This is a genomic window from Nitrospinota bacterium (genome assembly GCA_016208975.1).
GTDB lineage: Bacteria > Nitrospinota_A > UBA7883 > UBA7883 > JACRLM01 > JACQXA01.
In genome coordinates, this window is sequence record JACQXA010000001.1 from 322,242 (window position 1) to 347,928 (window position 25,687).

Consider the following 25,687-nt stretch of genomic DNA (forward strand, 5'->3'; position numbering starts at 1 on the left):
GCGCCTCATAGGGCTAGCGTTGTGACGAGGGCCAACATGTAGCCGCCAACCAGGGCCACAAACCCGCCGATAAAAGCCACCAGGTACTTGCTGTCTTCGATTCCATGAACCGTGTTGTACATCTCCGCTTCTCCTTCCCTCTTTCCGTCTTTCGTTTCCGCCGCGTCCATCACGGCCATACTCTTCATAAAAGCAATAGCTGTACCATTCGTGTTATTCATTATTTTTCAGCGCGTTATCCCGCATCGCCAAAACTGGCCGATTAACCGGTGTACTGAAGCGCTCCATGGAACGCGTCCCGATTAACGACACACCTGTCGCAACAAGGCTCGCCACATGTCCGGCTTTCTATTAATAGACCAAATAATGAGAACAACCATCTCCGGCCGATAAAGAAGATGGCGCGTAACGCTTGGGTAGTGTCCCAGTTTGAAAGTACAAGGGAGATTCTTCCCTTACGCCCAGAATGACAATATAAATGCCGTTGATAACATTGCCATCCCGGGCGAAGCGCAAGCGAAGTGAAGGATCTGTCTATGTCATCCTGAGCGAAGCGCAAGCGAAGTGAAGGATCTGTCTGTTATTTGATATTCAAACTGGGACACCACCAACGCTTGAGTGGAAGCCATGCGAAGCGTGAAGGGTGATATACTTCAGTAATATAAATCAGCTTTGCGGTAAATCTCTTTGGGTGTGAAGCTCACCTTGCCATGCGAAATGCCTTTAACCAGCTTCATCCCATAAAAATATCAGGCTGGATGTACCGCTAATTTGGGGGAGATGGGCAGTTTATGGACGCCGCGAAAAAAAGCATGGCGCTTTTCCGCAAAACCAAACCCCCAACCCGCCCCGCTTTCAAACCGCTAATTACAATCCAGGTGTTGCTTCTCTCGTTCTGCATCACGCTACCCCTTTCCCCCGCGCAAGCGGCTGAAGCTCTGGCGGGTGAATCCGGCCGTGTCCACTCTCAAGCTCTTGCGATTAGCGGCCAGTTGGAACTGATCAGGGCCAAGTTGGGAAAACCAAAACCCCCTGTTGTGGATATTCTGGTAACGAAAGCCTCATCCCTCGATATATATTTCCAGTCACTCATATTGTTCGACAAAATAAACACCCTTTCTTTCGAGCGAACCAGGACAATTTATCCTGATCCGTCAGCGCCCAAAGCTGATCCATCGTTAATTGACGTTTTGAGAGTTCTTGACGCTATTCTGGAGTTAACAAACAAGCTGGCCAAGGAACTGGGCGCGGCTCCAGCCGCCTCCATTCAGCCGGGGGCCATTAAGCAATCCGGTACGGAAGGGGATATTTTCCTTCTGTTGGCCAACTCCAGCCGCCAGGCAGGGGCGCTATTGGAAACAAAGGCGGAGCTTGCGGATGTTTTCCTGAAGGTTACCGGAGCCGTGGGGTACGCCGCCAGAACGCTGGAAATTTATCCAGATGTTTTACGTCTTATACCCTCTGTCCGGAGCGCAGTAACCAATCCTAAACCAGCCGATGTTTACATGAAGCTGGTCAACTGTCTGGACCTGATGGGCGACATGGCTCCGCCGCTTGGGCTTATACCATTAAGGATATCTGTGGAACAGGCTTCCCTGGAAATTATATCCACCGGCGATCTATTAGACATGGCTTCCCTTGTCCGCCTGAAAACCGGATTTTTGCATTCCCTCTCAAAAGAGGCCAAACCCGAATTTCAGGCCCATCACCCCGGGCCAAGAAGCTTGCGGGAGCTTTTTGAGCGGGTTTTAACACTGGAGACCCAGTTGGCGGAACTTGAAAAACAGGTGGACGCCCATCCGGAGCGCCTGCTCAAGACCGCCCCGCCGCCAGGACGAAAGCGATGAAAGACCTGCGGGAACATGTACGGGAGTTTTTATCCCCCAAGGATTTGAAGGGGAAGCTTCTGCTGTCCCACCTTTCGGTGACGGTGATAGGCCTTGCGGGTCTTTTAATAGCTTTCATAGGGCTTATGGTGTTGCGGGGCGCCTTAACGGAATTCTCCGGGGAAACTGCGCCTAAAGCCCAAGCGGCCATGACGGCTCTTTCAGGGGTAAACCGCTCGTTGGGCGGCCTTCGGCTATCCGTGACGGAGGAAGGACTCAGACAGGACAGGCTTGATGCCTGGGAGAAGGACATCTGGCCCTCGATGCTCAAGTTGCGCTCCATGAGTTCCGGCGAAGAAGCGGAGCTGGTGGGAAAGATTATCAGCGCCTTAAGGGAGTTGGAGGCAACCCAATGGTGGCTGGAGGACCTGGCCCACACACCGGGAAATGAACCTGCGGCGATGATCCTTGCCAGTCGTGTTAAACCCATTTATGAAACCGCTCTTTCCTCCATCACCGGCATGGATAATCAGGGCGGCGCAAGACTCCGTGGCAGGCTTTTGGAATTAAAAGCGGCGCTACGGGATAGTTTCCTGGAGCTTCACGATTTCGCCGCCACCGGGGACGAGGCCGTTGGGGCCGAAATCTCGATACGCATAAAGAAGGCGCTGGATTTGACGGATGAAACGCTGACCGCTGAATCCAGCGGAGGATTTTCCACCGCTTTAGACCGGTTGAAAAGAGATGTGGAGGCTTATGCCCGTTTCGCCGGTGAAACGATGACAGAGCGCAGGAAGCCCGGCTGGAACCTGGCCCGGGAGCTTATGACCCTCAAGGTGTTCCCCCAAACCAGCGTCACCGCCAAAGAGTTAAGTAACCTGGTGGCCGCTTACCAGGGTGAGATGGAAACAAAAGCCAGGATAGCCTCTATCATGGGGAACGTGGTCATTGTCATCCTTGCCCTGATAATAGCGGGTATGACGATGGTCGCAATCAGGCTGTCCCGCCATAACGCCAGCCGGATTACCCGGCCGGTTGCGGCCCTGTTATCGGCCACGCAAAACTTTTCGGCAGGCATGGCGGAAGAAGACCTGCCCATATCAGGAGACGATGAGATATCTGAATTGACCGCCGCCTTCAACGAAATGCGCCACACTTTCCGCGCAAAGGAAAAAGCCCTCACGGAACGCACCGCGGAACTGGAGAAAGCTGGCAGGGAAATGGAGTCTTTCATCTACTCGGTCTCGCACGACTTGAAAGTGCCAATGATTACGATAAACGGGATGACCAGCCTTATTCAAAAAGAACTGGGCGAAAACGCTTCCGGCGACATCAAGTTGTTCTTCGGGCATATTCACGACGCCGCCACGATGATGGCCAGACTGCTGGAGGACCTGGCGGAGATATCCCGCGTGGGAAGGATGGACACCCGCCCCGAGCTTGTGAATATAGACAGGATTGTGACCCAGGTTATGGCCGAGGCCACGGCCCTGGCCCGGGAGCGGAAGATAAATTTCCGGATACCTTCCGGCATCCCGCCAGCCTGGGCCAATGGGAAAAGGGTTTACCAGATATTTTCAAACCTGGTCTCCAACGCAGTGAAATTCATGCCGCCCGCCGAGGCTAACCCGGTGGTGGAAATAGGCGTTTCGGGAGCCCTGGAAGGCTATACCGGATATTTCGTGAGGGACAATGGCGAAGGTATAGACCCGAAACATCACGAGAAGATATTCATGCTGTTCCAGCGCCTCCATGGCAGACAGATAGAGGGCACTGGCATGGGACTGGCCTTTGTTAAAAAGGCTGTGGAGAACATGGGCGGCCATGTGCGGCTGGAATCCGCCCCCGGCATGGGGGCCACGTTTTATTTCACCCTCCCCTCGGCAAGCCAGGAAGCGGAGAGGGACAAATCGGATATATAATGAAGACGGTTTTCTTGAGGTAGTTTCAATATTCTTTGAAACTGAAGAGCGTGAAAACCATCACAATAACGAAGCCAATTCATCGGCGGCGGTCATGAGCATTGATGAAACCGGCAATCCTCTGAACATCCTCATGGTGGAGGACGAGCCTGCTATCGCCATCCTGCAAAAAGTGGCGGCGGAGGATGCGGGCCATCGGGTGGTTGTGGCCGAAAACCGGGCCACCGCCATGAGCGTTTTGGACCGGGGCGGGATTGACCTTATAACCCTGGATCATAAACTGCCGGACGCCTCTGGCGAGGACCTTCTGGTGGAGATCATCGAAAAACACCCTACCACACCGGTGATCCTTGTGACCGGCCACGGTGACGAGGCGCTGGCGGCAAGGGTTATAAAGCTTGGCGCCCGGGACTATCTGGTAAAAGACGCCGGACTTGGATACATAAAGTCGCTCCCGGATATAATCAACCGCGCCTGGCGCGACGCCCAGCGGGAAGCCCGCTCCAAAAAGCTCCAGAGCCAGCTTTTGGAGAGCGAGGAACGGTTCCGCACCATGGCGGACACTGCCCCCGTAATGATATGGATAGCCGGGCCGGATTCCCGCCACATCTATTTCAACAAACCCTGGATAGATTTCACCGGCAAGACCCTGGAGCAGGAACTGGGCGAGGGATGGGCGGGAAATGTCCATACGGACGACCAGCAACGCCGCCTTGGAACCTACCTTCAGGCGTTCAATGGCCGGTCAGCCTTCACGCTGGAATACAGGCTTCTCAGGCATGACGGAAAATACCGGTGGATTTTGGACAACGGCATTCCAAGATTTTTGCCAGACGGCTCCTTCGCGGGTTATATAGGTTCCTGCGTGGACATAACGGAACGCAAAGAAGCCGAAGACGCCCTGCGCCAGGCAAAGGAGAAGGCCGAAGAGGCCACCAGGCTGAAAGACCGGTTCGTCTCCATGGTCACATACGACCTTAAATCACCCCTAACCTCCATCACCGGTCTGCTAAAAGTACTGGTCGGCGGCTGGGGGCAATACAAAGACGATGAAAAAATCAAAGTGATCAAGAACGTCGCAGAGATAGGCGACCACATGGGGCTGGTGATTGAAGAGCTTTTAAACATAAGCAGGCTGAAGACCGGCCAGATAAAACCCCGCCCCATGTTCCTGGATGGAAGGACCATAGCCGACCTGGCCCTGGAGCGGGTAAGCGGCCTGGCCAGGGAAAAAGGGATAGAACTGGTCAATGACACCCCCGCAGGCCTGAGATTGTACGCCGACATAAACCTTTTCTCGGAGGTGGTTTACAACCTGGTATCCAACGCCGTTAAATTCTCCGACCGGGGCGGAAATGTGGTGGTGTTCGCTCCGGATGGGCGCGGGTCGGCCATAGCCGTGAAAGATTCCGGCGTCGGGGTGCCGCCAGAAGTCCTGCCAAAGATATTCAGCCATGAAACCCGGGTTAGCACCGAGGGAACCGCCGGGGAGAAAGGCACGGGCTTTGGGCTTCCTTACAGTCACGACATAATGGAGGCCCACGGCGGGCAGATAACCGCCGAATCAATTATGGGCCAGGGAAGCGTTTTCACCGCCAGGCTTCCATATGTGCGGCCAAGAATCCTCATTGTGGATGACGAGAAAAGCATCAGGTTCATGCTTACAACATATCTTGCGGCTATGGAAGTGGACATACTGGAAGCGGCCAACGGCGAGGAGGCCATGAGGAGAATAGACGAAATCCCGCCTCACCTGATAGTGTCGGACATCTACATGCCGGACATGGACGGTTTCCGTCTGCTGGAAAGGGTGAGAAAAGACCCGGCCATCGGCAACCTGCCGTTCATTGTGCTAACGGCGGACAGTCATCAGGAAACACGGGACAAGGCGTTCAGGCTGGGCGCCAGCGATTTTGTTACCAAACCGGTGCAAAAAGAGGAGTTCATGCCCCGGGTGCGGCGGTTTGTTTTCTAAACCCCTACCCGTTTATCAGGAAACGAACCGGCCCACCCTCGGTATGAAATCCCGGTCCGAAATCGGCGTGGTGAAGAAATCGTCGGCCCCGTTACGGATAGCTTTCTCCCTGGTCTCAAACTCCATGTTGGAGGTCACCACCACAATAGGCAATTTGGCGGTGGCGGGATTGGCCCGCACTTTCTGAAGAAGGTGGAAACCGTCCATCACCGGCATGTCCAGATCGGTGATCAGAAGATGTGGAGCCTCTTTGTTTATTATTTCCAGCGCGGCGCCGCCATTGTCCGCCTCTATAACCTCGGCGTCCAGTTTCTGGATGTAACTCCGAAGGATGAACCGCATATCCTCCTTGTCGTCCACTATCATCACCTTCGGCTTTACCGTCTGGAAGCTTACATAGAAAACGCTCCCCGTTTCGACGTTGGTTTCCACCCATATCCGGCCACCGTGGGCGTCCATTATGTCTTTACATAGAGGCAGACCCAGGCCCGAACCCCGCTCGCCCATGGTTCCTTTGAGCGATGTTTTCATGTCGTGCCTGAAAAGGTTTGGCAGGATGTCTTCGCTGACACCTACACCAGTGTCTTTCACCGCTATCATGGATAACGACCCTTCCGGGGTGAATACCGTGACGGTATCGTCCCTGCGTGAGAATTTTATGGCGTTGGAGATCAGGTTCTGCAAAACCTCGAAGAACAGCTCCCTGTCGGCGAAAAGCCTGTTTTTGGAGTTTACTTCGCATACCAGCTTGATGCCCTTTTTCTCGGCCAGGAACGAAAGGCTGTCCAGCACCGAGTTCACCACGGTAGCCGATTCGAAGAACCGGTAATGGGGCTTTAACGAACCGGTCTTAAGTCTGCTTATGTTAAGAAGCTGGTCAATCATGTTGATAAGGTCATGGCAACTGACAGCCGCTTTTCTTATTATCTCCCGCCGCCATTCGTCTGAGACTTCCAGGGTGTTCCCGTCCATCACTTTCAACATGCCCAGGATGGATGCCAGCGGGGAACGCAGATCGTGAGAAACCAGCGAAACGAACTTGTCTTTAAGCCTGGTTTCTTCCTCCGCCTTTTCCTTGGCCTTTTTCAGGTCTTCCTCGGCCTTCCACCGCTCGGTTATTTCCTGGACCTGGGCGCGGACGCGCTCTTCCAATAGCACGTTCTGCTCCTCCAGGCTCCGGCGGTACTGTATTTCCATATCCCTCAAGCGTTTCTTTTCAAGATAGGAGCTGACGCGGGCTTTCAGGATGACAGGGTCGAACGGTTTGCTAAGATAGTCGTCCGCCCCCATACGGATGCACTTTACGGCGGAATCCACCGAATCGTTACCGGTAATGGCTATTACGGGAATGTGGCTGAGGTCCCTGTCGCTTTTGACCTCCTTGAGCACCTCGTACCCGTTCATGATGGGCATGAAAATGTCCAGAAGCACAAGGTCGAACGAACGTTCCCTTAGAAGCTCCAAGGCACGCTGGCCGTTTTCGGCGCCAACCCACTGGAAACCCTGGGAGGAGAACAGCTTTCCCATGATCTCCATGCTCTGGGAACAGTCTTCCACTATCAATACAAGGTACGGCTCCGTTTGAGACGCATCGGCTTCCAAGGAAGTCCTAAAACCCGGATTGATGGTGGTTATATCCATCAGAGCATCCCCCTCAGTTTGACACAACAATTATAGTTATATTATGGAGTCTTGTAAATTCAAACATTAACATGCTCATGTATCAATTAGTCACACATACTTTGGACGCGCCATTGGCCGGTTTCCCCGTCAAATTCCCGGAAACAAGCGAATAGGCGCCGGGCTGGTTTACAAGAACCTTAAACGATGGATATAAGGATAAAATACACCATTATCAATATGATTGCCAACTCCATGGGTTTGGCTTGATGTATAATCCTTAACTTGGCGCATTCAAATTGGGGCCTGGGCGGAAAGAATAATGGACATTCCGGAATATCTTGGACGCTACCGCATAAAAGAACAGATAGGCAAAGGCGGCATGGCCACCATATTCCGGGCCACCGACGAGCTTATCGGCCGTGACGTGGCGGTAAAGGTCACCGACACATCCCATGCGGACAAAGAAGTGACGGCCGAGTCCGTCATGCGGCAGTTCTCCATAGAAATGCAGATTTCCGGCCAGATGTCCCACCATAACTTCGTCACCACCTACGACGCCGGGATGGAAGGCCAGTTCTGCTATCTGGTGATGGAGCTTCTGGACGGCGTATCCATGGACAGCGTGATAAGCGGCGCCGCCCGCTCCATGGAGATGAAACAGAAGCTCGACGCGCTGGTGCAGGTGGCCAGGGCGCTCCATTTCGCCCATCAGCGGGGCGTGTATCACCGGGACATCAAGCCCTCCAACATAATGGTGCTTACCAACGGGCAGGCCAAGGTGATGGATTTCGGCGTGGCCAGCATCGGCGAGGGGTCGGGCATAAAGCTTACGGTGAAACCCATGCCAGGCGTGGGTGGTACGCCTTATTACATGTCACCGGAACAGATAAACAAGGCGCCGCTGGATGGCAGGAGCGACCTTTTTTCACTGGCGGTGGTCACTTATGAACTGCTTACGGGCAAGCGCCCATTCATGGCCGACAACCTTTTTACCCTGTACGACAGGATTTTGCGGGTTAACCCCACCCCGCCACAGGATTTGGATCCCGCCATACCAGACCGCGTGGCGGCCATAATCTCCATCTGTCTCAATAAAGACCCTAACCTGCGTCTGCCCTCCTGCCAGGCTTTCGCGGAGCAATTGGACGAGATAATAAACGAGAGCTTTTTCGAAAGCGACGGCGGTGTAATCTCCCAGGAGACCCTGAGCATATTGAGGAAGTACCGGGCCAGTTTCGGCTTCTTTTACGACCTGGACAACTCCCAGCTATACCGGCTGTTGCAGGTGTGCCAGGTGAAGAAATATTCCGCCGGGGAGGTTATTTTCCAGGAAGGGGAAGTGGCGCGGGACATGTATCTTGTTATGTCCGGCAAGGTGCGGATATGCCGGGGGCCATCGGTGGAAAAGTCTGTGGTGATCCTGACACTAAAACGGGGCGACATTTTCGGCGAGATGGGCATTATAGACGGCGGGCCCCGCTCCGCCACCGCCATCGCGGAGACCGACTGCCAGGTGATGGCCATACACCAAGTATCGTTACTGCGGTGCGACGCGAATACGTCCGGGAAGCTATACCGTAACCTGGCGCAGATTCTTTCACAAAAGCTGAGGGTCACCTCCGGAAAACTGTCCGAGTTCTTCCAGCAGACGAATATTTAAAGCCCGGTCACAAATACCGCTCTAACCCTTCTTTTTTCAGCTTCTCCGTCACCTGGCGCACGTCCTGGGCCCGATCCTTGTGGCATACAAGTATAGCGTCATCGGTCTCTATCACCACCACGTCATCCACCCCCACCAGGGCTACAAGCCGCTTGCTGTTGTGGACTAGGGCGCCGGTGGAATCCACCGCTACCAGTTTCCCCCGGGCCCGGTTACCCTGGGCGTCGGCGGGCATAAGGTCGTACAGCGAACGCCATGAACCCACGTCGTTCCAGCCAGGGTCCGCCACGGCGCAAATCACCTTTCCCTCGGCCCCGGCTTTTTCCATGACTGCGTAGTCTATGGATATGTTTTCCAGGGTGGGGTACACCTCTTTGATTTTGTCGCCGAATCCCGGAGTCCTGAAAAGGTCGGCCAAACCTTCCACGGCGGGCCGGAGGCTGGGCAGGCGTTTTTCTATCTCGTTTAGCGCCGTATCCACCCGGAGGAAAAACATGCCCGCGTTCCAAAGATATTGCCCCGATTCCACATACATTTGAGCGGTGGCGTTATCCGGCTTTTCCAGAAAACCGTCCGCCTTGTAAACCTGGGATGTTATATGCGCGCCTATCTTTATGTAACCGTAACCCGTTTCAGGATATGAGGGTTTGATTCCCACTATCCCGATAAGCTCCGGGCTGAACTCCAGCGCCCCCACAAGAGCCTTTACGGCCGAATCAAGAGCGGCTGGATTGGTAATCACATGGTCGGAGGGGAACACGGCCATTATTCCCCTGGGGTCTTTACGCCGGATAATGGCCGCCGCCAGCGCCACACATGGGGCGGTGTTGCGCCCCACCGGCTCCACCACTATATTTTCCGGCGGCAGTTCGGGCAGTTGAAGCCTTATCTCATCCGCGTGGGACGCGCCGGTGATGATGTAAATGTTCTCGTGGGATGCGGTTGCGCCGACCCGGTCAACGGTCTGCTGGATAAGGGTGCGCTCCCCGGCCACGGCCAGAAGCTGTTTTGGGTGCTTCTCGCGGGAAAGCGGCCAAAACCTGGTCCCTTTGCCACCGGCCATTATCACCACATGAATCATGTTGGAAAAATCCCCAAAGAAAAAGTTGAGTGGAAAAGAGGGATTAGTTTATCAAAACGACAGGCGATTGAACAATGCGGTTTACCTGATTATAGGAAGGGGAAAGAGATTAACTGATTTTAAGGGGTCATTAGAAATGGGGCTAATCATACTTCGGACTTCGGGCGTATTTGGGCGAGACTTACCCCAACCGCTCAACCCTCCCGCACGGTAGCGCCCTCAACCGTTTAAGCCGCATGTTTCTCGTGGTCAATACAATTGGCGCATTGATGGTTCATATCCCTGCCGCACATTACACATGCCGCCGAGCCATCAGGATCGTATTTCAACAAGCCGCCGCAATGGTAACACCTGGTGCGGGTGGAATGTTTCGGGCTTCTATTGTCTTCCCTTTTATTCATGCCAAACACCGGCCCGCTCCGTTTAATGGCGTTGGCTACCGATTTGCGCGATTTTCTGCCACCAGCCGCTTCCTTGATTCTAGTTCTCATAATCGCTCTCCTTTTAGCCTCAGCCTAAAGATGGGCTTTTGCTCTAAAGGATTCCAACTTTTTGTCGTACCTTTTTCTATATATAATATAGGCCTAAACGCGCCAACCGGCCTGAAAAAACAAATTAAATGGAGCTTATAAGTGTCTGTTTTAACATTATATTCCGCTTCGTGGTGCCCGGACTGCCTGGCGGCCATAAGAACGCTGGAAGATAGGGGGATAAAATACAACCTGGTGGACATAGAATCCCAGCCGGAAGCTGTTGATATTATTATAGCCGCCCGGGGGAAAAGGGTTGTCCCCACTTTGGAGTTCAAAGGGAGGTTCATGGACGGCAACAGGTTTAACAGGGTGAGGTTCGAGCAGGAACTAGACGTTTTGTTACAGGCGTAAGTCAGAAATAATTGCTATTTAGCCACCTATCCGCCGGTCCGCCGGGAGCCGGCAGACTCACCGCTGGCCAGTTTTTGATCCCGTTCAGCCACCTTCATGTCCCGGAACTTCTTTATCCCATACAGCGTAAGGGGTTTTAGAACGTTCTTCTGGATAGCCCTGTTCGCCACCGGCACGTTATACCCCTCCGGAAAAATGTAAACCTGCGTCCCCTTCTCCGCAAACCGGCCCAGCTCCATAATATGGAAATCGTTCACCTGCACACAGCCTTTGGTGGGTTTGGTTTTGTCCCCCATGCCCGAACCGTGGATCCAGATGCCATATCCCGATTTGCCCTGTTTCATATCCACATCATTGGGATAGTTAAGCACGAACGCCCTGGGGCCATATTCCGACAACAGCTCGGCGTCTTCCTTGATACCCACTATTTGATAAATCCCCTCCGGGGTCCGTTTATCCCCGGTAACCTGTTTATCGCCACGTTCGGCGCCTATGGAGATGGGGTATTGCTCCACGATCCGGTAATTGTCCTGCGTCTCCTCCAGGACGTAAAGCGCATGGTTCGTTTTATCCACCGCCAGGGTATAAATGGCGCTGGTTTCCTGCGCTGGAATATCGAAATCCGGCAGGGGAAGGGCCGCCAGATCAGGGATATTCAAGGCAATAGCCTCAACCTCTTCAGGGGTGGGCAGAGTGGGGCTTAAGGCCGATGTGGTTAAGGCGCTGTCTTGCGCCACTCCAGGGTTTGAGTATTTCCCCACCGCCACGGAGCCCATGGGGCCGGTAACCGCCCAGCTGATCACAGAAAAAGCCACGATGCCAGTACCGGCGAAAACGGCCACTTTCTTAAACGATGGGGACTCGCCATGAAAATTGAAAGCCTGGGTAACCTCCAGGTTCTGACGGCGCACGCTGAACGAAACCCTGGCTTGATACATCATCAGCCTGGCCCTGCCCAGCATGTTGTCTTTTATCATCTGCCTATCGGTCTCCAGTCTTCCGATTCTATCTTCCAGCCATCGTGGGTTTTTACCATGGTCATGTTTTTCAGGCCGGAATCTGTATGCCTGCCCGATGAGTAGCGCTGGATGAACCGCACATGGGCGGTTTCACCAATCACGTCTATCTCCACATCCGAGATGGATATTTTAATATCTTTGGCCTTGGATATTTTCTTTTGTTTTTCGGCCAGCCATTCCGCCCTGCCCAGCCCGTCACCCTGGAACGTTTCCGCGTAATGGAAGCTGTACCGGCCAAAATCCCTGGCGCTCCAGCCGTCTTTCCAGCCGATGAGCGATGCCATAACGCCAAGCCTGGGGTCTTCCGCTTCCGCGGGCCCGGCTTTTGGCTCGTCTTTTTGAGGGGATGGCTCCACTGCCGCTTCCACCGGCGTTTCCTGTGGATTATCCGGTTCCAGCGGCGGCTGGGCGGGTGTAGTGCCGGAGGTAAGGATCAACCTGAGCTTTTCTATCTCCTCGGTAAGCTGGGTGATGGTTTTCTTTGCCTCAAATAACATGGCCGTGTCTGAAGTGGTGTCTTGCCTTATGGTTATGTATAAAGATGCCCCATCTTTTTCCATATCGCAGGTGTAGGGCTGTTTCATCAGGATTTCGGCCCGGGTCTTCCCCGCCTTCTCGAAACTGAATACGCTAACTTTCTCCACCAGGGCGTCATTTACTATCACCAGCGGCGACGCCAGCGAAAACCCCATGTTATCCATCTCCACCGCCAGGCGGATAGGATTGTCCATCCGGTAAGCGTAATACTTGATTGGCGTCTCGCCGGTGAACCGGATCATGGTCTTATCCTGGCTGGTGAAGGATTTAACGTCCGTCAGATAATTCCTCCGGGCGGAAAACCAGCTTCCGCCGAATCCATTTTTGGAATTGGATGTGTCCGGCGTAGCGCAAGCTCCGGAAAACACGGCTAGTATCGAAAACAGGGCCAACGCCTTTACCATGCGCCGTCCTGATCCGGGTTTTGTCATCCTGTCTATTTTATGGATAAGATTTCTGGCGATAGAAAAACCCCGAGTCGATTATGTTTACCAGTTTGGGGCCTAGCCGTCAAGGACGGTTTGGGCGCTATAAAACCCGCGCCCGGCCCCAGAAGGAAAACTACTTTCGAATGAGGGGTTTTGGGGCCGGATTAAGGTTTCGCGCCTCGGTTATAGGGTCATACAGAAAGAGGATAAATGGGAAACTGTCCCCTTTCCCGGCGATGGTAAGCTCGAATTGTAGCCGCCTGATTTTCCCCACTGGTTTGCCCCACACCGCGTGCGCGCGCCACATGTCCCGCCCGCTATAATCCGGCCTGCCATATTTTTGAACCAGCTTTTGAAATATCATGAATGGGTCTGGCGGATCTTTGAAAATCTCCCTTTTCTCGATGTAGTACAGTAATGACCCGTTCGATGGCCCGGTAAACCGCAAATGAAGCCCCCCACCCTCACCGCGTATTGCTGTCAGGGCATCCCCCTCGCGGTGAAGCTCTTCATATTTTAAGGCGGGTTTTACCGACTTCACCTGCTCCAGTGTCATCCCCAGCCTTAACCCTTCGATCTCGAACATGGACACGTCCGCCAATGGGAAAGCGGGCTCCACCAAGCATAGGCTAATGACAATGAGGGCTGAAACCGTTTTATAAAATGACAAAAGACTCCTTCCCGGACTCAAAACTGATGACCACAGCCCTCCGCGCCTGGCCGTTGACCGTGGTCTTATATTCATAATCATACTCATCGCCATCCCCCACCGAATCTTTCATGGCCACTTTAATTTCATGCTCCCCCGCGGGCAGAATGAACCTTCGATAAACATAACATGCGCCGTCCCGCCTTATGCCCGCCGGGATCACTTCCAGCTCCGCTTTCAGCGCGCCATCAATCCAAATTACAAGTTGTAACGGAACCCGTTCACGGCTTCCACATTCGGCGTTTGCCCGGCGCATGTGTTTCAGCCTTTTCTCCGCCTGGGCGTGGAATTCCGCCAGCTCTTTTTCATCACACAGATGAACCCGGTCCGTCACCTTCTTGAATGACACGATGACCCCCATGGTATCTTCGGCGTTGAACCTGTACCCGGGCCAGTCCGAGAATACCCCCACCGCCAGGGCTGGCGCCATGAGGATTATCAACCCTATTATATTGAGCCGTGCGCCACTCATTTATCCCCCCCTGTTTTTGAGCCGTCGAAAAACCCCGTAAGGTTTTTTTTCAGTTCATCCACTTCATAAGGGGACACGTGAAACACTTGCACCCTGAAATCTTTCATCTCCTCCACCACGAAATGTTTGGGGAACTGGACGGTTTGGTCCTTGATGCGCCGCCGGGTTTCGCGGTAATGGCAGTCCAGCGCCCTGCACCCGGCCACCGCCACACAGGAAGCCCCGGCCGTAAAGCAATGCTCCACCATCAACGGGCTTATAACTCCTATACACGGCGTGATGACCAGCGCCGACGAAGGATGGAACGTAAGAGTCGCGTCTTTTTCCGAGGTAAATCCGGACAAATCGCAACACCTCTCGCAGATGAACGTTACGGATGGCTCGCCATTCCGCCGGGCTTCGCCGATGGCTTTATCTATGGCGGCCTGGAAATCGCTTTTCGTATGCCCGGCCATGGCCACCGCGTCAAACTCGCAGGAGGTCACGCAAAATCCGCATTCGGCGCACCGGTCCGTATCCACGGTCACATACGCCCGCGTCTCGCCGTTCACCAGTTTCTCCACTATGTTCACGGCTTCGAATGGACACGCCTGGAAACACAACGCGCATCCCACGCATTTTTCCAGATCCACCGTGATGGCCCCCTGGGGCGCCATGGTTTCCGCGCCGGGTTTTCGCGCCGGGCTACGGATTATCCAGGGCATGGCGGTAAACAGGCCGAACAGCGCCGCGCCCCACGCCCATACTGCCAAAGGTGGGATGGAGTATTTATGGATCAGCGGATAGGGCCAGAAATAAAACCAGTCCATCTCCACTTCGCCAAGTATCTTTGACAGGTCCGCCGGGGCCATGCTTAACGCCGGTTTCACGAGGGAAACAGCCAGTAGAGATATGATTATGGCCCACCCCACAGGTTTCGGCGGCAATATGTTGGGCCGCGCCACCCGCATGCAATGGAGCCAGAGAAGCCCCATTATTAAAAAAGGTATCGTGATGTGCAGATACGTTATTACAAAAAAGAGCAGGAAATGCACCGAGCCGCCGGTAAGGAAGTTGCGGGAAAGCGGTTCGGCGCTCAGCGGCAACGGGTCTAACAGTTCCGCCGTAAGCTGTGCTATCATCCGCCCCTTCTCGTCCCACACAAGAAAATAGCCGGTGACGCCGTCAAACCATGCGGGGAATAACACAGCCGCTCCGGACACCCACGCCACCCAACGGTTCTTCCGGAACCTGTCCGAAAAGAACACCTGCAATATGTGGATGGCGATGACTATCAATAATCCGTCCGCGGCGTACCTGTGAAGCGAACGGATTATCCCCCCATAATAACGCTGGTTTTCGGTGATGTATTGGACAGACTCATACGCGTTCGTAGCGCTAATCTTGTAAAAGAGGAACAGGTAAAGCCCCGTTGCGATCAGTATCCAGAAAAACAGGAACGTTATTCCACCAAGAAGGTATAGAGGATTAAGGGATGGGGTGAATACCTTGTTCAAGGTTTCCTGGACAAACACCAGCAGCGCGTTGCCCGGGCGCAGTATCATCGGGATTTGCTGTTTGCGCTCCCCGCCCGCCCTGGCGCCGGGGAGCGGCCCAGCCGGGTCTTTCAACTTCCCTTCCATCACGCCGCCCGGCAAAGCCTGAGAACCGAGGCGGTGAACCTGCCTATCCTCCCCCTGAAAATGTATATCAGCGTAGCCATTACCAGAAGATACTGGATCCCCCAGGACACTATCAGAAACGGATTTACCCGGTAGGTTTTTGTGGCCGGATCGTAGGTGGAGCAGAACAACGTCAGCGAGTTCACAGCGCGGGAGATACTGCCTGTCACACCGGCGCTTTGCGACGCCTTTATGGCCGCCTCCACCTCGCCCACGTCGTAATCCACCCCATAGAAGTGGCGTATTACTTTTCCTTCGGAGTTTAATAGCGTAAGACGGTTGAGATGCTCGTACCCGCCACCCTTCTTCTCGTAGAAAAATCCCAGGTCCAAAACCAGTTCGTCTATGGTTTCCCTTTCCGCCGTGGCGAATATCCAGTTGTCCAGACCGGTTGAGAACTGCGCCCCGTATTCTTTCAATTTGGAAGGCGAATCGTTCTGGGAATCCAGGCTGACGGATAACACGGTGACGCTACCGGCCACCGCGGGATCCATTTTATGTAGAAGGTTTTTTATGCTCTGGTTGATGAGATGACATGGGCCGTTGCAGTCTATATACATGAAGCTTATCAGCGCGGGGGCGCCCTTCAGTTTGTAAAGGGGCATCTGTTCCCCATCCTGGGTGAGCAGGCGGAAATTCCTGGGCGTTTGGCCTGTTACAAATTCTGACCGGGCCAGGCGAGGCTCGAATCCTCCCGGCCCGGTCTCCCCAGCATAAGCGGGAGCGGCGTTAAGGCGCAGGAGGAAAAATAACGCCACCCCAGCCCTGAGAATAAATAAGTAACCGTTTTTCATTACCGCTCCCAACAAACAACAAGCGGTGGAAAACCGTTTAACCGGTCTTCCACACCTCCGCCAGGAACATCCAGTTGAGCAGGTAATACACAAGGAACGTCACGAAAAAGATCATGATAAGGACAAACGATCCTTTCGGATGGTGTTCTTCCCTTTCAAACTCTTGCGACATGGGTGTTAGCCCTCCTTCCCAAAAACGCTCAGGCGTTTATCTTTTTACCCACCAGCAAAGTGCCAACGGCAACCAGCACATACATGGCCCCGCCTACAACGCACAGCACGCCGGAGATGCCCACCACGGCCATGGTAAGGTCCACCACCGGGCCGAAGTTAACCTGGAACGGGGCGTCCACGCCGGTCATGTCCCACTGTCTGCGCGACACGCCGAACCCACCGGCGAACATCATGGCGGTGCAGAACGCGTACAGGCTTAATCCATAAACATAAGGTTGCCATTTGGCTATCCCCTTGAACGCCACCTCACGCCGGAAAATCAGCGGAAGCACATAATAGGTAACGCCCATGAAGGCCAGCGTTGTGCCCGCCACAACCGTGGCGTGGAAATGGCCCGGTATGCGAAGGGTGTTGTGGGAGATGATGTTCAACTGCTCGGTGCCGTACACAACCCCGGAGATGCCGCCCAGAAAGCCGAAGCCGACCAAAGACAACGCCAGCGATGAAAACGCCGGGTCGCCCCATGGGGCTTTCTTGAGCCATTCGAACAACCCCTTGGTGTAACCCTTCTTGCGCAGGGCCACCTCCACCGCCGCCGGAACCGAATAGGCGTGGATCATGGAAGCCAGAACGGCAAGGTGCATGAAGTAGCCGGTGTTCCAGGTTTTATGGGCCGCGCTCAACCCCGGATCCACCAGCAGATGGTGCTCCGACGCGATGCAGATGAACAGGATATAAAGCGCGAAGGCGCTTCGGGAAACCTTTTCGTTGATGGGTTTGGAGCCGGTGGTAAGCGTGCCCAGCAGGTACCACACCGAGACCATGGCGCACACGTTTATCTGTTGCGAGGAATGCCCGAATCCCCAGAACAATAAACGGTACACCTCCGCGTCCATCATGGGTATCAGCCCCAGCGCCCACAGCCAGGTGGGAACGAACGTGATGGCCCCGTGGGCCAGGGTGATTATGGCGATTATCGCCGCCGCCGCCGCGCCGAAAGTAACCAGCGGGACGGAGCCCTCATAGGTCTTCTCGTGTTTTGCCACCATCAGCGTGGCGAAGAACACCACGCACCCCACAATGGCGCCAACGGCGAACAGTATGATGCCTAGGTAATACCAGTGGCTGGCCGCCAGCGGCACGTATGATGTGAACATCACGTCGGCCCGGCCCATGAGCACCTCCACCGTAACGATGGCTCCGCCAACGAGCATCAACACATATTGAACCCAGCCAGCCCACGGCGCCGCGAGCCTGCTGTTGAGCAGTATGGCCGAGGCGAAATATAGTATGGCCATTTCGAAGAAGATTATCCAGGCCACCAGCATGGCGATGCCGTGGAGCGTGAGAAGACGGTAGAACCACTCCTCATTGAGAAGATGCACCGTCTGCCAGCGGGTCAACGCCATGAAAAGCCCCATTATGCCCCCCACCAGCAGGAACACAATGGCGGTGACGGCGTTGATCTGTATCAGCACCTCGGCTGGCCTGTGTACTTTCAGGCCGGTGGTCGGGCATGTCCTAAAAGCAAGAGTATCGGCGTTCATATCCTCATCCTCCTTCAGGATTCCACGTAGATCTTGCCGATCATCGTGTGATGCCCGATGCCGCAAAACTCGTTACAGATTATGGTGTACTCTCCCGCCTTGGTGGGCGTGACCACCAGAAGGTTGTCCCATCCGGGGACCACCTCGAAATTGATGTTGATGGGAAACACGGAGAACCCGTGGTTCACATCACCCGAGGAAAGATGGAGCTTGTATGAGCTGTTTGCTTTCAGTTTCAGGATGGGGTCCCACGAAAACTGCCGGGCCCTCAGGTAAATGTCGCTATCGGCTGGTGGAGCCACTACGGGCGTCCCCTGCTCTTCCCCCACCTTATACTTGTCTATGAACCTGTCCGTGGCCTTGTCAAATTCCACGGCGGTCATTTTTGAGTAGGCCTGCGACGTGTTCTGCTCCCCTGTCACGTGCCACCAGGGCATGGCCAGGGTGAGAAGTATGCTCCAGGTGAGGGCCAGGATAATCCACAATCTTTCTTCCTTGTGGACCGGGGTGTCCCACCAGTTTCTGTCCGGCGATGAGATGCTCATGGTTTTTAATCCCCCAAAATGTCAATTTACCGCCTGGGTAAAGCCCACTGTGCCCAACTCCACAAGCCCCCACACGGTATAGCTTATGAAAGTGATGGCCACTCCGAGGAAGAACAGGAGGAAGATGTCGTCCAGAAACACTTGCCAGAACGAGATGGGTTTTTGCTGATCGGGAGATTTTTCCTGCGCCATACGTTGTCCCCTTTCAAGAAGGTTTGCCTTAAAGCACAGTTGACCCGGCCATGAAACCAGCGGCCCGCAGGGAAATGCAAGGAGGGAAGGGCCTGTTTCACGCCGTTACGAACGCATTATCCCTCCACCTAAAAAGCGCCGGATATGATAAAAGTCATCCGGCGTTAATAAATATATGTAAAATATATATATATATCCGCACGGAGATTGTCAAATGGGCGGGGTGTACCGGGGTACGGAAACTAGGCTTTTATATCCAGCAGATAACCGGCCATTTCATCGGCGGCCTGGATCATTTTGGTTTGGGCGGTAAATCCGTATTTCGCCTGGATAAGGTTCACCATCTCGCTCCCCAAATCCACGCCGGAAGCTTCCAGGGAGCCGGGGACTATCTCCCCAAATGAGCCGCTGGCGGCTACTCCGGCTATGGGCTGGCCCGAAGCGGCGGTTTCAAAATAAAGGTTGTTCCCGCCCCTCGATAGCCCGCCCGGGTTGGCGAAGTTATAAAGCTCCACCTGGGCCACCGGCTGGCTTTGCCCGTTTATCATGGCCGACACGGTTCCATCGCTCCCAACCGACAGGCCGGAAATTTGCCCGCCGGGCGCTCCGTCCTGGGTGACGGCGGTGACTGTGGAGGCGGAAGCATACGATTTAACGCCACCGGCGGAGTTTAAATCCCAACTCATGGTCATGGGATCCGCTCCCGATGGAAAACCGGTTATGGTAAGGGATGGATTCGACGCTGGCGATGCAAGGTTCCCCGCCGAATCGAACGAAAGGGTTCCCGCCGCGCCGGAGCCGCTCAAGGTGGTTCCAGCCGGGCCGGTGGCGGAATAATCCCACGTCCCGGCGCCGGTTTTGGTGAACGAATATGTGATGGGTACGCTCTCCCCCAGCGAGTTGTACGCGCTTACGGTAGTGGAAAAATTTTCCCCCACGGGAGCCTGGGCGTCCAGGTTCATCCCAAAACTGAAGGAACTGCTACCCTTTGGGGAGCCTTGCGCGTTAGATATATAGATATCCCCCGCCTGGGAGCTTCTAACGAGAGCGCCCGAAGAATCCCTGGTGTAGGAATAACCCTGGATGAGGTTTCCGTTGGAGTCGGCAAGCCTGCCCCGGCTATCAATCTTGAAATCCCCGCCCCTGGTATAACCCGTTTGGCCATTGGGGCCTACGGCCTTGAAATAGCCGGAGCCGCTGATGGCCATATCCAGCGAGGCGCCTGTATAAGTGATTGCGCCTTGGGAATGCACGGTTTGCGTGGAGGCGGTGTAAACCCCCATCCCGCCCGGCAAAGACTGGTTTACAGTCCGGGATGGGCTGAATGCCGTGGTGTTTAGGTTTGCGATATTGTTGGCCGTAACCCTGGTGTTGTTCACATAGGCCCTCAGGCCAGACAGGGCGGAACCGAGACCTTCTATCATCAGGCGTCACCGAAAAAACCAGCTATCTATATAATACAGCGCGCCAATAAGCGGTAACCATACCCCGCCAAGACTAATCCTTTTTCCTTATCGGCGCCCGCAAACAATTTCTTTAGTCCATTTTAGCCCTTTTTTCATTAATGCAGATTTTTCCCGTATAGGGGAAATTTTTTCCACCTTCCGCTTAAGAAAAGTCCGGGCCTTCCGAAAAGATGATTAGGCGATATATAAACCGGCAACGGTAAGGTCGCCGGAAGAAAGAACTGGAAGTTTTTAAGAAAGCCTTCACCACCAGATTTAATGGAAGAGCTGGCGGGGCGGCAGGGAAGCTAAACCCAATCATGGAGGAACCTAGTCATGGCACTGCGAGTCTATAACAACCTTTATTCAGTGACCGCCCAGCGACACTTGGGCAACAACAGCGGCGCTCTTCAGAAATCTCTGGAAAGGCTATCTTCAGGTTTGAGGGTCAACCGCGGCGCGGACGACGCGGCCGGCCTGGCCATATCTGAAGCTCTGCGGGGTGACATCCGCTCCCTTCAGCAGGCGTCCAGAAACGCTTCCGACGGCGTGAGCATGATAAACACCGCGGAAGGCGCCCTCTCCGAGCAGTCTTCAATCCTTGTTCGTATGCGGGAACTGGCCTCCCAGGCCGCCACTGGCACTGTAGGCTCCACCGAGCGGCAGACCATCAACCGTGAGTTCAACGCGCTCCGCAACGAAATAGACAGGATTTCGGCGGTTACAGAGTTCAACGGGCAGAAGCTTATAGACGGCTCTCTGCGTTCCGGCGGCTCAAGCGTGGTTATCCATGTGGGTATGCAGGCCACCAGCAACGACCGCATCAACCTCAATACCTCCGTGGATCTGACCGCCATAGACTCCACCGGTTTGAACATCACCAACATATCGGTGACCCATGTCCAGTCGGCCCTGGATTCGATGACCAGGCTTGATTCGGCCATCTCGACCGTTACGGAAGGCCGCGGTAAACTGGGCGCGGTGCAGAACCGGCTGGTGCACACCATCAACAACCTGGCGGTGAGCGCCGAGAACCTGCAGGCCGCCGAATCGCAGATCCGCGACGCCGACTACGCCAGTGAAATATCGCAGTTCACCAGGAACCAGATACTGGTGCAGGCTTCCACCGCGATATTGGCCCAGGCCAACCTGGTGCCGCAGACGGTGTTACAGCTCTTAGGGTAACAACCGGCTTGGGAAACCAGGCCTGAAAAGGGGCGGCGGGCAAAACCCGCCGCCTTTTTTATTTTCGTCGGGAGGTATTTGGAACTTGTATATCATGGCTGGTGGCCTTGGCGGGCTGTCATAGTGAGACTGCCGAGCCATGACAATCAATCTATTGTCACACCTCGACAAGCCCGGGGTGACAGGGAGGGTGTCAGGCTGAGCCTGCCGAAGCCTGATTATTTTTTAAAGAAGCGGTTTTACGGCACCGTCAACCCGTTTGAGCGACTCCAGCAAGGCAGGAAGTTCCTCCATGGGCCACATGTTTGGCCCGTCGCACGGGGCTTTGTCCGGATCGGGATGGGTTTCCAGAAACACACCCGCCACTCCCACCGCCACAGCGGCCCGGGCCAGCGCCGGGATCAATTCCCTTTTTCCACCAGACGATTTGCCCAGCCCGCCGGGAGCCTGGGCGGAATGACCGGCGTCGAAAATCACAGGAACGCCCAATCCCGCCATGATACTCAACCCGCCCATGTCGGTGACAAGGGTGTTATAGCCGAAAGTGGTTCCCCGCTCGGTAAGCGTTACACGCTTGTTTCCTGTGGAACGGACTTTCTCAAGGGTGTTCTTCATGTCCCACGGGGCCAGGAACTGCCCCTTCTTCACGTTTACAACTTTTCCTGTTTTACCCGCCGCCACAAGAATGTCCGTTTGACGGCAAAGAAAAGCCGGAACCTGAAGCACATCCAAAACTTCTCCCGCCGCGGTGGCCTCCTCGGGTGTATGGATGTCTGAAACTACCGGGACACCCACTTTTTCGCGGACTTTCCCCAGTATCGAAAGCCCTTTTTCAAGCCCCGGACCTCGGTATGAATCAATCGAAGAGCGGTTGGCCTTGTCGTAAGAGGATTTGTAAATGAACGGAACCCCCGCCTCCCGGGTGATTTTTTTAAGCCGCTCGGCGGTGAAAAGGGCATGGTCTTCGCTCTCTATCACGCACGGCCCGCCTATGAAGACGAATGGAAGGTTGCCCCCCAATTGTACAGGCCACGGCTCCAGCGAGAGGATCATATCAGCTGGCTGTTGTTCATCGCCGCCCGGACAAACGCCGAGAAAAGCGGATGCGGCTTTCGCGGTGACGATTTGAATTCCGGGTGAAACTGCACGGCCAAAAACCACGGGTGGTCCGGAAGCTCGATTATCTCCACCAGCCTTCCATCCGGAGACTGGCCGGAGAACATCATGCCCGCCTCTTCAAGCCTCATCCGGTAATTGTTGTTGAACTCGTACCGGTGCCGGTGCCGCTCGTTTATCTCCCGGTTGCCATACGCCTGGTGCGCCAAAGCCCCGTTCCTCAACTGGCAGGGGAAAGACCCAAGCCTCATGGTGCCACCCTTGGCCTTGGTCGGGCTTTGGTCCGGCATCAGGTCTATCACAGGGTGGGGGGTGTTCTCGTTGAACTCTGTGCTGTGGGCGTCTTTAAGGCCGCAAACGTTCCGGGCATACTCGATTGCCGCGCATTGCATCCCGAGGCATATCCCGAAAAACGGTATCTTTTTCTCCCGCGCAAGCTTGATGGCCAGGATTTTACCTTCCACGCCCCGTTCGCCGAACCCGCCCGGCGCCAATATGCCGTGGACGTCCCGAAAGGTCTTTTCCAGGTTCTCATCGGTAAGATGCTCCGAGTCAACCCATTTAAAATCTATATCCACATCATTGGCCAGCCCGCCGTGGATTATTGCCTCCGAAAGGCTTTTGTACGATTCGGTGAGGGTCACATATTTGCCAGTTACGCCTATGGTAACTTTCGGTTTGGAGCGGTATATCCTCTCGGTCAGGTCTTTCCATTCAGTCAGGTCGGATTTGCGTTTCTCCAGCCCCAGCAACTCCAGGACCCGCTCGTCGAAACCCTCCGCGTGAAGCCTTAACGGCGCTTCGTAAATGGACTGCACATCCAGCGCCGATACAACGTGGGCAGGGTCCATGTTCGAAAACAGGGCTATCTTCTTTTTCACCGAATCGTTAAGCGGCTCCTCCGACCGGCACACAAGCACGTCCGGCTGGACCCCTATCTGCAAAAGCTCCCGCACGGAATGCTGGGTGGGCTTGGTTTTAAGCTCTTTTGCGGCCCGTATATACGGAACAAGGGTGACATGCACGTAACAGCCGTTGTCCCTGCCGATGTCGAACCGGAACTGGCGCATGGCCTCAAGGAACGGCAGTGACTCGATATCGCCCACGGTTCCGCCGATCTCGCAAATGGCGATGTCGAACCCCTCGCCAACGGCGGTCAGCCGGGCTTTAATCTCGTCGGTGATATGGGGTATCACCTGCACGGTGGCCCCAAGATAGTCCCCCCGGCGCTCTTTCTGGATGACGTTGTTGTAGATCCATCCGGTGGTGACGTTGTTGAGCTTGCCCATGGTGGTGGAAATGAACCGCTCGTAATGGCCCAGGTCCATATCCGTCTCGGCGCCGTCATCGGTGACGTACACCTCGCCATGCTGGAACGGGCTCATGGTGCCCGGATCCACGTTGATATATGGATCCAGTTTCATTATGGTCACCTTGTAACCCCTGGCCTCCAGCAAAGCCCCCAGCGACGCCGCCGTTATGCCCTTTCCAAGGCTTGAAAGAACGCCGCCGGTCACAAAAACATATTTGGCCATTACTAAAATTCCCCGTTTCTCACAAAAGCCTCCGCCCTTTCCAGGTCGGCAGGCGAGTCTATACCCAAAGAATCACGGTCTGTATCCACAAGCAGTATCTTCTCTCCATGCTCCAGTATACGCAACTGTTCCAGTTTCTCCAGTTTTTCCAGCGGCGTCGGGCTCATGGCCGAAAAGCGCAAAAGAAAATCGCGGCGGAACACATATACTCCCAGGTGTTTGAGCCAGCGGGAGTTTTCATCAGCGCCATCGCGGTGATGGGGGATGGGAAGTTTGGAGAAATATAGCGCCATGCCATGGAGGTCACGGACAACGCAGGTGACGTTCAGGTCTTCGGCCTCTTTCCTCTCCACGGAAACGCAGAGTGTTGAAACGCTGGCCCCGGGATTTCCCTTAAGGGCGTTTACGGCTCGATCCACCGAATCCGTGTCCACAAATGGCTCGTCCCCCTGGAGGTTGACCACTATTCCGTATTCCGGAAACTTCCGGGCCACTTCCGCCACCCTGTCGGTGCCGGACGCATGATGGATGGAGGTCATTACAGCCTCGCCGCCGGAACCGGTGACGGTTTTTAAAATCCGCTCGTCGTCGGTGGCCACTATCACCCGGCTGGGGGTCTTCATCAGTTTGGCCCGTTCGTACACCCTTGTTATCATGGGCTTTCCCCCTATCAGCTTGAGCGCCTTGGCGGGAAGACGGGTGGAGCCGTACCGGGCGGGAATGACTACGAGGGTTTTATCTTCCACGTGGTTTTTCGAGCGTTGTTAGGCGTATCTCTTCAGCGGTCTTCACATCCATACCTTTGTTCCGGGCAACCAGCTTTTCTATCAACATATTCCTGACTTCAAGGGGAAGATTTTGAGCGAATTTTTGCTTCACGTCAACCCGCTCCGGAGTTACGCGGAACACGGCCGTGTTTGAAAGCTCTTTTGCGTACAATGGCGCGATGGCGCTTATGGGCGCATGCCCCCCTTCCGGCTGGTATTTTGCCATTAACAACCCTAACGCGAGAGCCTTTTCTTCGGCATCGGTTATAACATCCCCCCACCCTTTCATAAGGACCGATTTGAACAGCATGGTGGCCGGGCAGGCGAATTCCGACGAGCGCCAGTAAGACGGAATGTAAGAGTATGGGATATACGCGAGGAAGGTGACTTTAGCCCCGTTTTTCAGCGCGTGATACTTTGCGCCGTCCACAGCGCCGTGGAAGAATATTTTCCCGCCGGAGAAAGCAAAATTGACTGGAAGCGTCATCGGCCATCCGTCGCCGTCCACAAAGCCCAATTGCCCCACTTCTATGGCTGAAAAAAGCTCCTGGGCATCTGTCGCGTCCACCTCAAACTCACTGCGTCTCATC

At 54.7% G+C, this 25,687-nt stretch carries 24 protein-coding genes; 6 read left to right on the forward strand and 18 right to left on the reverse strand.

Annotated elements, in window-relative coordinates; all coding sequences use genetic code 11:
- Positions 1 to 5: 5 nt before the first annotated feature.
- On the reverse strand, positions 6 to 188 hold the full coding sequence (locus HY751_01455) for a hypothetical protein (protein ID MBI4665054.1): 183 nt from the start codon (positions 186 to 188) through the stop codon (positions 6 to 8).
- A gap of 603 nt (positions 189 to 791) precedes the next feature.
- Between HY751_01455 and HY751_01460 the strand changes: the two genes are divergently transcribed.
- The 3 genes from HY751_01460 to HY751_01470 all read left to right on the forward strand — a co-directional run bounded on the left by HY751_01460 (position 792) and on the right by HY751_01470 (position 5,723).
- Positions 792 to 1,847, forward strand: coding sequence for a hypothetical protein (locus HY751_01460; GenBank protein MBI4665055.1), 1,056 nt, complete (start codon positions 792 to 794; stop codon positions 1,845 to 1,847).
- Positions 1,844 to 3,748, forward strand: coding sequence for a HAMP domain-containing histidine kinase (locus tag HY751_01465; GenBank protein ID MBI4665056.1), 1,905 nt, complete (start codon positions 1,844 to 1,846; stop codon positions 3,746 to 3,748). The genes HY751_01460 and HY751_01465 overlap by 4 nt, the downstream gene beginning before the upstream one ends.
- A 94-nt stretch (positions 3,749 to 3,842) precedes the next feature.
- Positions 3,843 to 5,723, forward strand: a complete 1,881-nt coding sequence (locus HY751_01470; protein ID MBI4665057.1) for a response regulator — start codon at positions 3,843 to 3,845, stop codon at positions 5,721 to 5,723.
- Positions 5,724 to 5,738: 15 nt separating this feature from the next.
- Here the strand turns inward: HY751_01470 and HY751_01475 are convergent, their stop codons facing one another.
- On the reverse strand, positions 5,739 to 7,364 hold the full coding sequence (locus HY751_01475) for a response regulator (protein MBI4665058.1): 1,626 nt from the start codon (positions 7,362 to 7,364) through the stop codon (positions 5,739 to 5,741).
- Positions 7,365 to 7,665: 301 nt separating this feature from the next.
- Here HY751_01475 and HY751_01480 point away from each other — a divergent pair, with 301 nt between their 5' ends.
- Positions 7,666 to 9,006 (forward strand): protein kinase, encoded by a 1,341-nt coding sequence (locus HY751_01480; GenBank protein ID MBI4665059.1) that lies wholly within the window; start codon positions 7,666 to 7,668, stop codon positions 9,004 to 9,006.
- A 7-nt stretch (positions 9,007 to 9,013) separates the two neighbouring features.
- Here HY751_01480 and HY751_01485 read toward each other — a convergent pair whose 3' ends face one another.
- Both HY751_01485 and HY751_01490 read right to left on the reverse strand, forming a co-directional pair.
- Positions 9,014 to 10,087, reverse strand: a complete 1,074-nt coding sequence (locus HY751_01485) for a mannose-1-phosphate guanylyltransferase (protein ID MBI4665060.1) — start codon at positions 10,085 to 10,087, stop codon at positions 9,014 to 9,016.
- A 227-nt stretch (positions 10,088 to 10,314) separates the two neighbouring features.
- Positions 10,315 to 10,578 carry a hypothetical protein gene (locus HY751_01490; protein MBI4665061.1) on the reverse strand — a complete coding sequence of 88 codons (264 nt, stop codon included), beginning with the start codon at positions 10,576 to 10,578 and terminating at the stop codon, positions 10,315 to 10,317.
- A 141-nt stretch (positions 10,579 to 10,719) separates the two neighbouring features.
- On the opposite strand from HY751_01490, the gene HY751_01495 reads away from it, so the two are divergent.
- Entirely contained in the window at positions 10,720 to 10,971 is a 252-nt protein-coding gene (locus tag HY751_01495; GenBank protein MBI4665062.1) for a glutaredoxin family protein, read from the forward strand.
- Positions 10,972 to 10,997: 26 nt separating this feature from the next.
- Here the strand turns inward: HY751_01495 and HY751_01500 are convergent, their stop codons facing one another.
- The 10 genes from HY751_01500 to HY751_01545 form a co-directional block, all read right to left on the reverse strand.
- Positions 10,998 to 11,948, reverse strand: coding sequence for a L,D-transpeptidase family protein (locus HY751_01500; GenBank protein ID MBI4665063.1), 951 nt, complete (start codon positions 11,946 to 11,948; stop codon positions 10,998 to 11,000).
- Positions 11,945 to 12,931 (reverse strand): nuclear transport factor 2 family protein, encoded by a 987-nt coding sequence (locus HY751_01505; GenBank protein ID MBI4665064.1) that lies wholly within the window; start codon positions 12,929 to 12,931, stop codon positions 11,945 to 11,947. The genes HY751_01500 and HY751_01505 overlap by 4 nt, the downstream gene beginning before the upstream one ends.
- Positions 12,932 to 13,088: 157 nt before the next feature.
- Positions 13,089 to 13,541: a hypothetical protein gene (locus HY751_01510; GenBank protein ID MBI4665065.1), complete on the reverse strand. Its 453-nt coding sequence runs from the start codon at positions 13,539 to 13,541 to the stop codon at positions 13,089 to 13,091.
- A gap of 70 nt (positions 13,542 to 13,611) precedes the next feature.
- Positions 13,612 to 14,136, reverse strand: a complete 525-nt coding sequence (locus HY751_01515; protein MBI4665066.1) for a hypothetical protein — start codon at positions 14,134 to 14,136, stop codon at positions 13,612 to 13,614.
- The gene (locus HY751_01520) at positions 14,133 to 15,758 is read right to left on the reverse strand and encodes a cytochrome b N-terminal domain-containing protein (protein ID MBI4665067.1); all 1,626 of its coding nucleotides are present in this window, start codon (positions 15,756 to 15,758) and stop codon (positions 14,133 to 14,135) included. The genes HY751_01515 and HY751_01520 overlap by 4 nt, the downstream gene beginning before the upstream one ends.
- The gene (locus tag HY751_01525; protein ID MBI4665068.1) at positions 15,758 to 16,591 is read right to left on the reverse strand and encodes an SCO family protein; all 834 of its coding nucleotides are present in this window, start codon (positions 16,589 to 16,591) and stop codon (positions 15,758 to 15,760) included. Before HY751_01525 ends, HY751_01520 begins: the two co-directional genes overlap by 1 nt.
- A 200-nt stretch (positions 16,592 to 16,791) precedes the next feature.
- The gene (locus tag HY751_01530) at positions 16,792 to 18,312 is read right to left on the reverse strand and encodes a cbb3-type cytochrome c oxidase subunit I (protein ID MBI4665069.1); all 1,521 of its coding nucleotides are present in this window, start codon (positions 18,310 to 18,312) and stop codon (positions 16,792 to 16,794) included.
- 14 nt (positions 18,313 to 18,326) lie between these two features.
- Complete coding sequence (locus tag HY751_01535) at positions 18,327 to 18,857, reverse strand: cytochrome C oxidase subunit II (GenBank protein MBI4665070.1); 531 nt, start codon at positions 18,855 to 18,857, stop codon at positions 18,327 to 18,329.
- Positions 18,858 to 18,878: 21 nt separating this feature from the next.
- Positions 18,879 to 19,049, reverse strand: a complete 171-nt coding sequence (locus HY751_01540; GenBank protein ID MBI4665071.1) for a hypothetical protein — start codon at positions 19,047 to 19,049, stop codon at positions 18,879 to 18,881.
- A 242-nt stretch (positions 19,050 to 19,291) separates the two neighbouring features.
- The gene (locus HY751_01545; protein ID MBI4665072.1) at positions 19,292 to 20,473 is read right to left on the reverse strand and encodes a flagellar hook protein FlgE; all 1,182 of its coding nucleotides are present in this window, start codon (positions 20,471 to 20,473) and stop codon (positions 19,292 to 19,294) included.
- 363 nt (positions 20,474 to 20,836) lie between these two features.
- Between HY751_01545 and HY751_01550 the strand changes: the two genes are divergently transcribed.
- Complete coding sequence (locus HY751_01550; protein MBI4665073.1) at positions 20,837 to 21,679, forward strand: flagellin FliC; 843 nt, start codon at positions 20,837 to 20,839, stop codon at positions 21,677 to 21,679.
- A 225-nt stretch (positions 21,680 to 21,904) separates the two neighbouring features.
- Here the strand turns inward: HY751_01550 and kdsA are convergent, their stop codons facing one another.
- The 4 genes from kdsA to HY751_01570 are packed head-to-tail and all read right to left on the reverse strand — an operon-like array spanning position 21,905 to position 25,686.
- Positions 21,905 to 22,732: a 3-deoxy-8-phosphooctulonate synthase gene (kdsA, locus tag HY751_01555; GenBank protein ID MBI4665074.1), complete on the reverse strand. Its 828-nt coding sequence runs from the start codon at positions 22,730 to 22,732 to the stop codon at positions 21,905 to 21,907.
- Positions 22,729 to 24,330: a CTP synthase gene (locus HY751_01560; protein MBI4665075.1), complete on the reverse strand. Its 1,602-nt coding sequence runs from the start codon at positions 24,328 to 24,330 to the stop codon at positions 22,729 to 22,731. The genes kdsA and HY751_01560 overlap by 4 nt, the downstream gene beginning before the upstream one ends.
- Positions 24,331 to 24,332: 2 nt before the next feature.
- Complete coding sequence (gene kdsB / locus HY751_01565; protein MBI4665076.1) at positions 24,333 to 25,076, reverse strand: 3-deoxy-manno-octulosonate cytidylyltransferase; 744 nt, start codon at positions 25,074 to 25,076, stop codon at positions 24,333 to 24,335.
- Entirely contained in the window at positions 25,066 to 25,686 is a 621-nt protein-coding gene (locus tag HY751_01570) for a pyridoxamine 5'-phosphate oxidase family protein (GenBank protein MBI4665077.1), read from the reverse strand. The genes kdsB and HY751_01570 overlap by 11 nt, the downstream gene beginning before the upstream one ends.
- Between the last annotated feature and the right edge of the window lies 1 nt (position 25,687).

Excerpts from the sequence above, each read along its gene's own strand:
- HY751_01525 (MBI4665068.1), bottom strand. The coding sequence starts at position 16,591 with ATGAAAAACGGTTACTTATTTATTCTCAGGGCTGGGGTGGCGTTATTT.
- HY751_01530 (MBI4665069.1), bottom strand. The coding sequence starts at position 18,312 with ATGAACGCCGATACTCTTGCTTTTAGGACATGCCCGACCACCGGCCTG.
- HY751_01535 (MBI4665070.1), bottom strand. The coding sequence starts at position 18,857 with ATGAGCATCTCATCGCCGGACAGAAACTGGTGGGACACCCCGGTCCAC.
- HY751_01545 (MBI4665072.1), bottom strand. The coding sequence starts at position 20,473 with ATGATAGAAGGTCTCGGTTCCGCCCTGTCTGGCCTGAGGGCCTATGTG.
- HY751_01475 (MBI4665058.1), bottom strand. The coding sequence starts at position 7,364 with ATGGATATAACCACCATCAATCCGGGTTTTAGGACTTCCTTGGAAGCC.
- HY751_01515 (MBI4665066.1), bottom strand. The coding sequence starts at position 14,136 with ATGAGTGGCGCACGGCTCAATATAATAGGGTTGATAATCCTCATGGCG.
- HY751_01460 (MBI4665055.1), top strand. The coding sequence starts at position 792 with ATGGACGCCGCGAAAAAAAGCATGGCGCTTTTCCGCAAAACCAAACCC.
- HY751_01510 (MBI4665065.1), bottom strand. The coding sequence starts at position 13,541 with ATGTTCGAGATCGAAGGGTTAAGGCTGGGGATGACACTGGAGCAGGTG.
- HY751_01455 (MBI4665054.1), bottom strand. The coding sequence starts at position 188 with ATGAAGAGTATGGCCGTGATGGACGCGGCGGAAACGAAAGACGGAAAG.
- HY751_01500 (MBI4665063.1), bottom strand. The coding sequence starts at position 11,948 with ATGATAAAAGACAACATGCTGGGCAGGGCCAGGCTGATGATGTATCAA.
- HY751_01490 (MBI4665061.1), bottom strand. The coding sequence starts at position 10,578 with ATGAGAACTAGAATCAAGGAAGCGGCTGGTGGCAGAAAATCGCGCAAA.
- HY751_01485 (MBI4665060.1), bottom strand. The coding sequence starts at position 10,087 with ATGATTCATGTGGTGATAATGGCCGGTGGCAAAGGGACCAGGTTTTGG.
- HY751_01505 (MBI4665064.1), bottom strand. The coding sequence starts at position 12,931 with ATGGTAAAGGCGTTGGCCCTGTTTTCGATACTAGCCGTGTTTTCCGGA.
- HY751_01520 (MBI4665067.1), bottom strand. The coding sequence starts at position 15,758 with ATGGAAGGGAAGTTGAAAGACCCGGCTGGGCCGCTCCCCGGCGCCAGG.
- HY751_01540 (MBI4665071.1), bottom strand. The coding sequence starts at position 19,049 with ATGGCGCAGGAAAAATCTCCCGATCAGCAAAAACCCATCTCGTTCTGG.
- HY751_01560 (MBI4665075.1), bottom strand. The coding sequence starts at position 24,330 with ATGGCCAAATATGTTTTTGTGACCGGCGGCGTTCTTTCAAGCCTTGGA.
- HY751_01480 (MBI4665059.1), top strand. The coding sequence starts at position 7,666 with ATGGACATTCCGGAATATCTTGGACGCTACCGCATAAAAGAACAGATA.
- HY751_01465 (MBI4665056.1), top strand. The coding sequence starts at position 1,844 with ATGAAAGACCTGCGGGAACATGTACGGGAGTTTTTATCCCCCAAGGAT.
- HY751_01470 (MBI4665057.1), top strand. The coding sequence starts at position 3,843 with ATGAGCATTGATGAAACCGGCAATCCTCTGAACATCCTCATGGTGGAG.
- kdsA (MBI4665074.1), bottom strand. The coding sequence starts at position 22,732 with ATGATCCTCTCGCTGGAGCCGTGGCCTGTACAATTGGGGGGCAACCTT.
- HY751_01570 (MBI4665077.1), bottom strand. The coding sequence starts at position 25,686 with ATGAGACGCAGTGAGTTTGAGGTGGACGCGACAGATGCCCAGGAGCTT.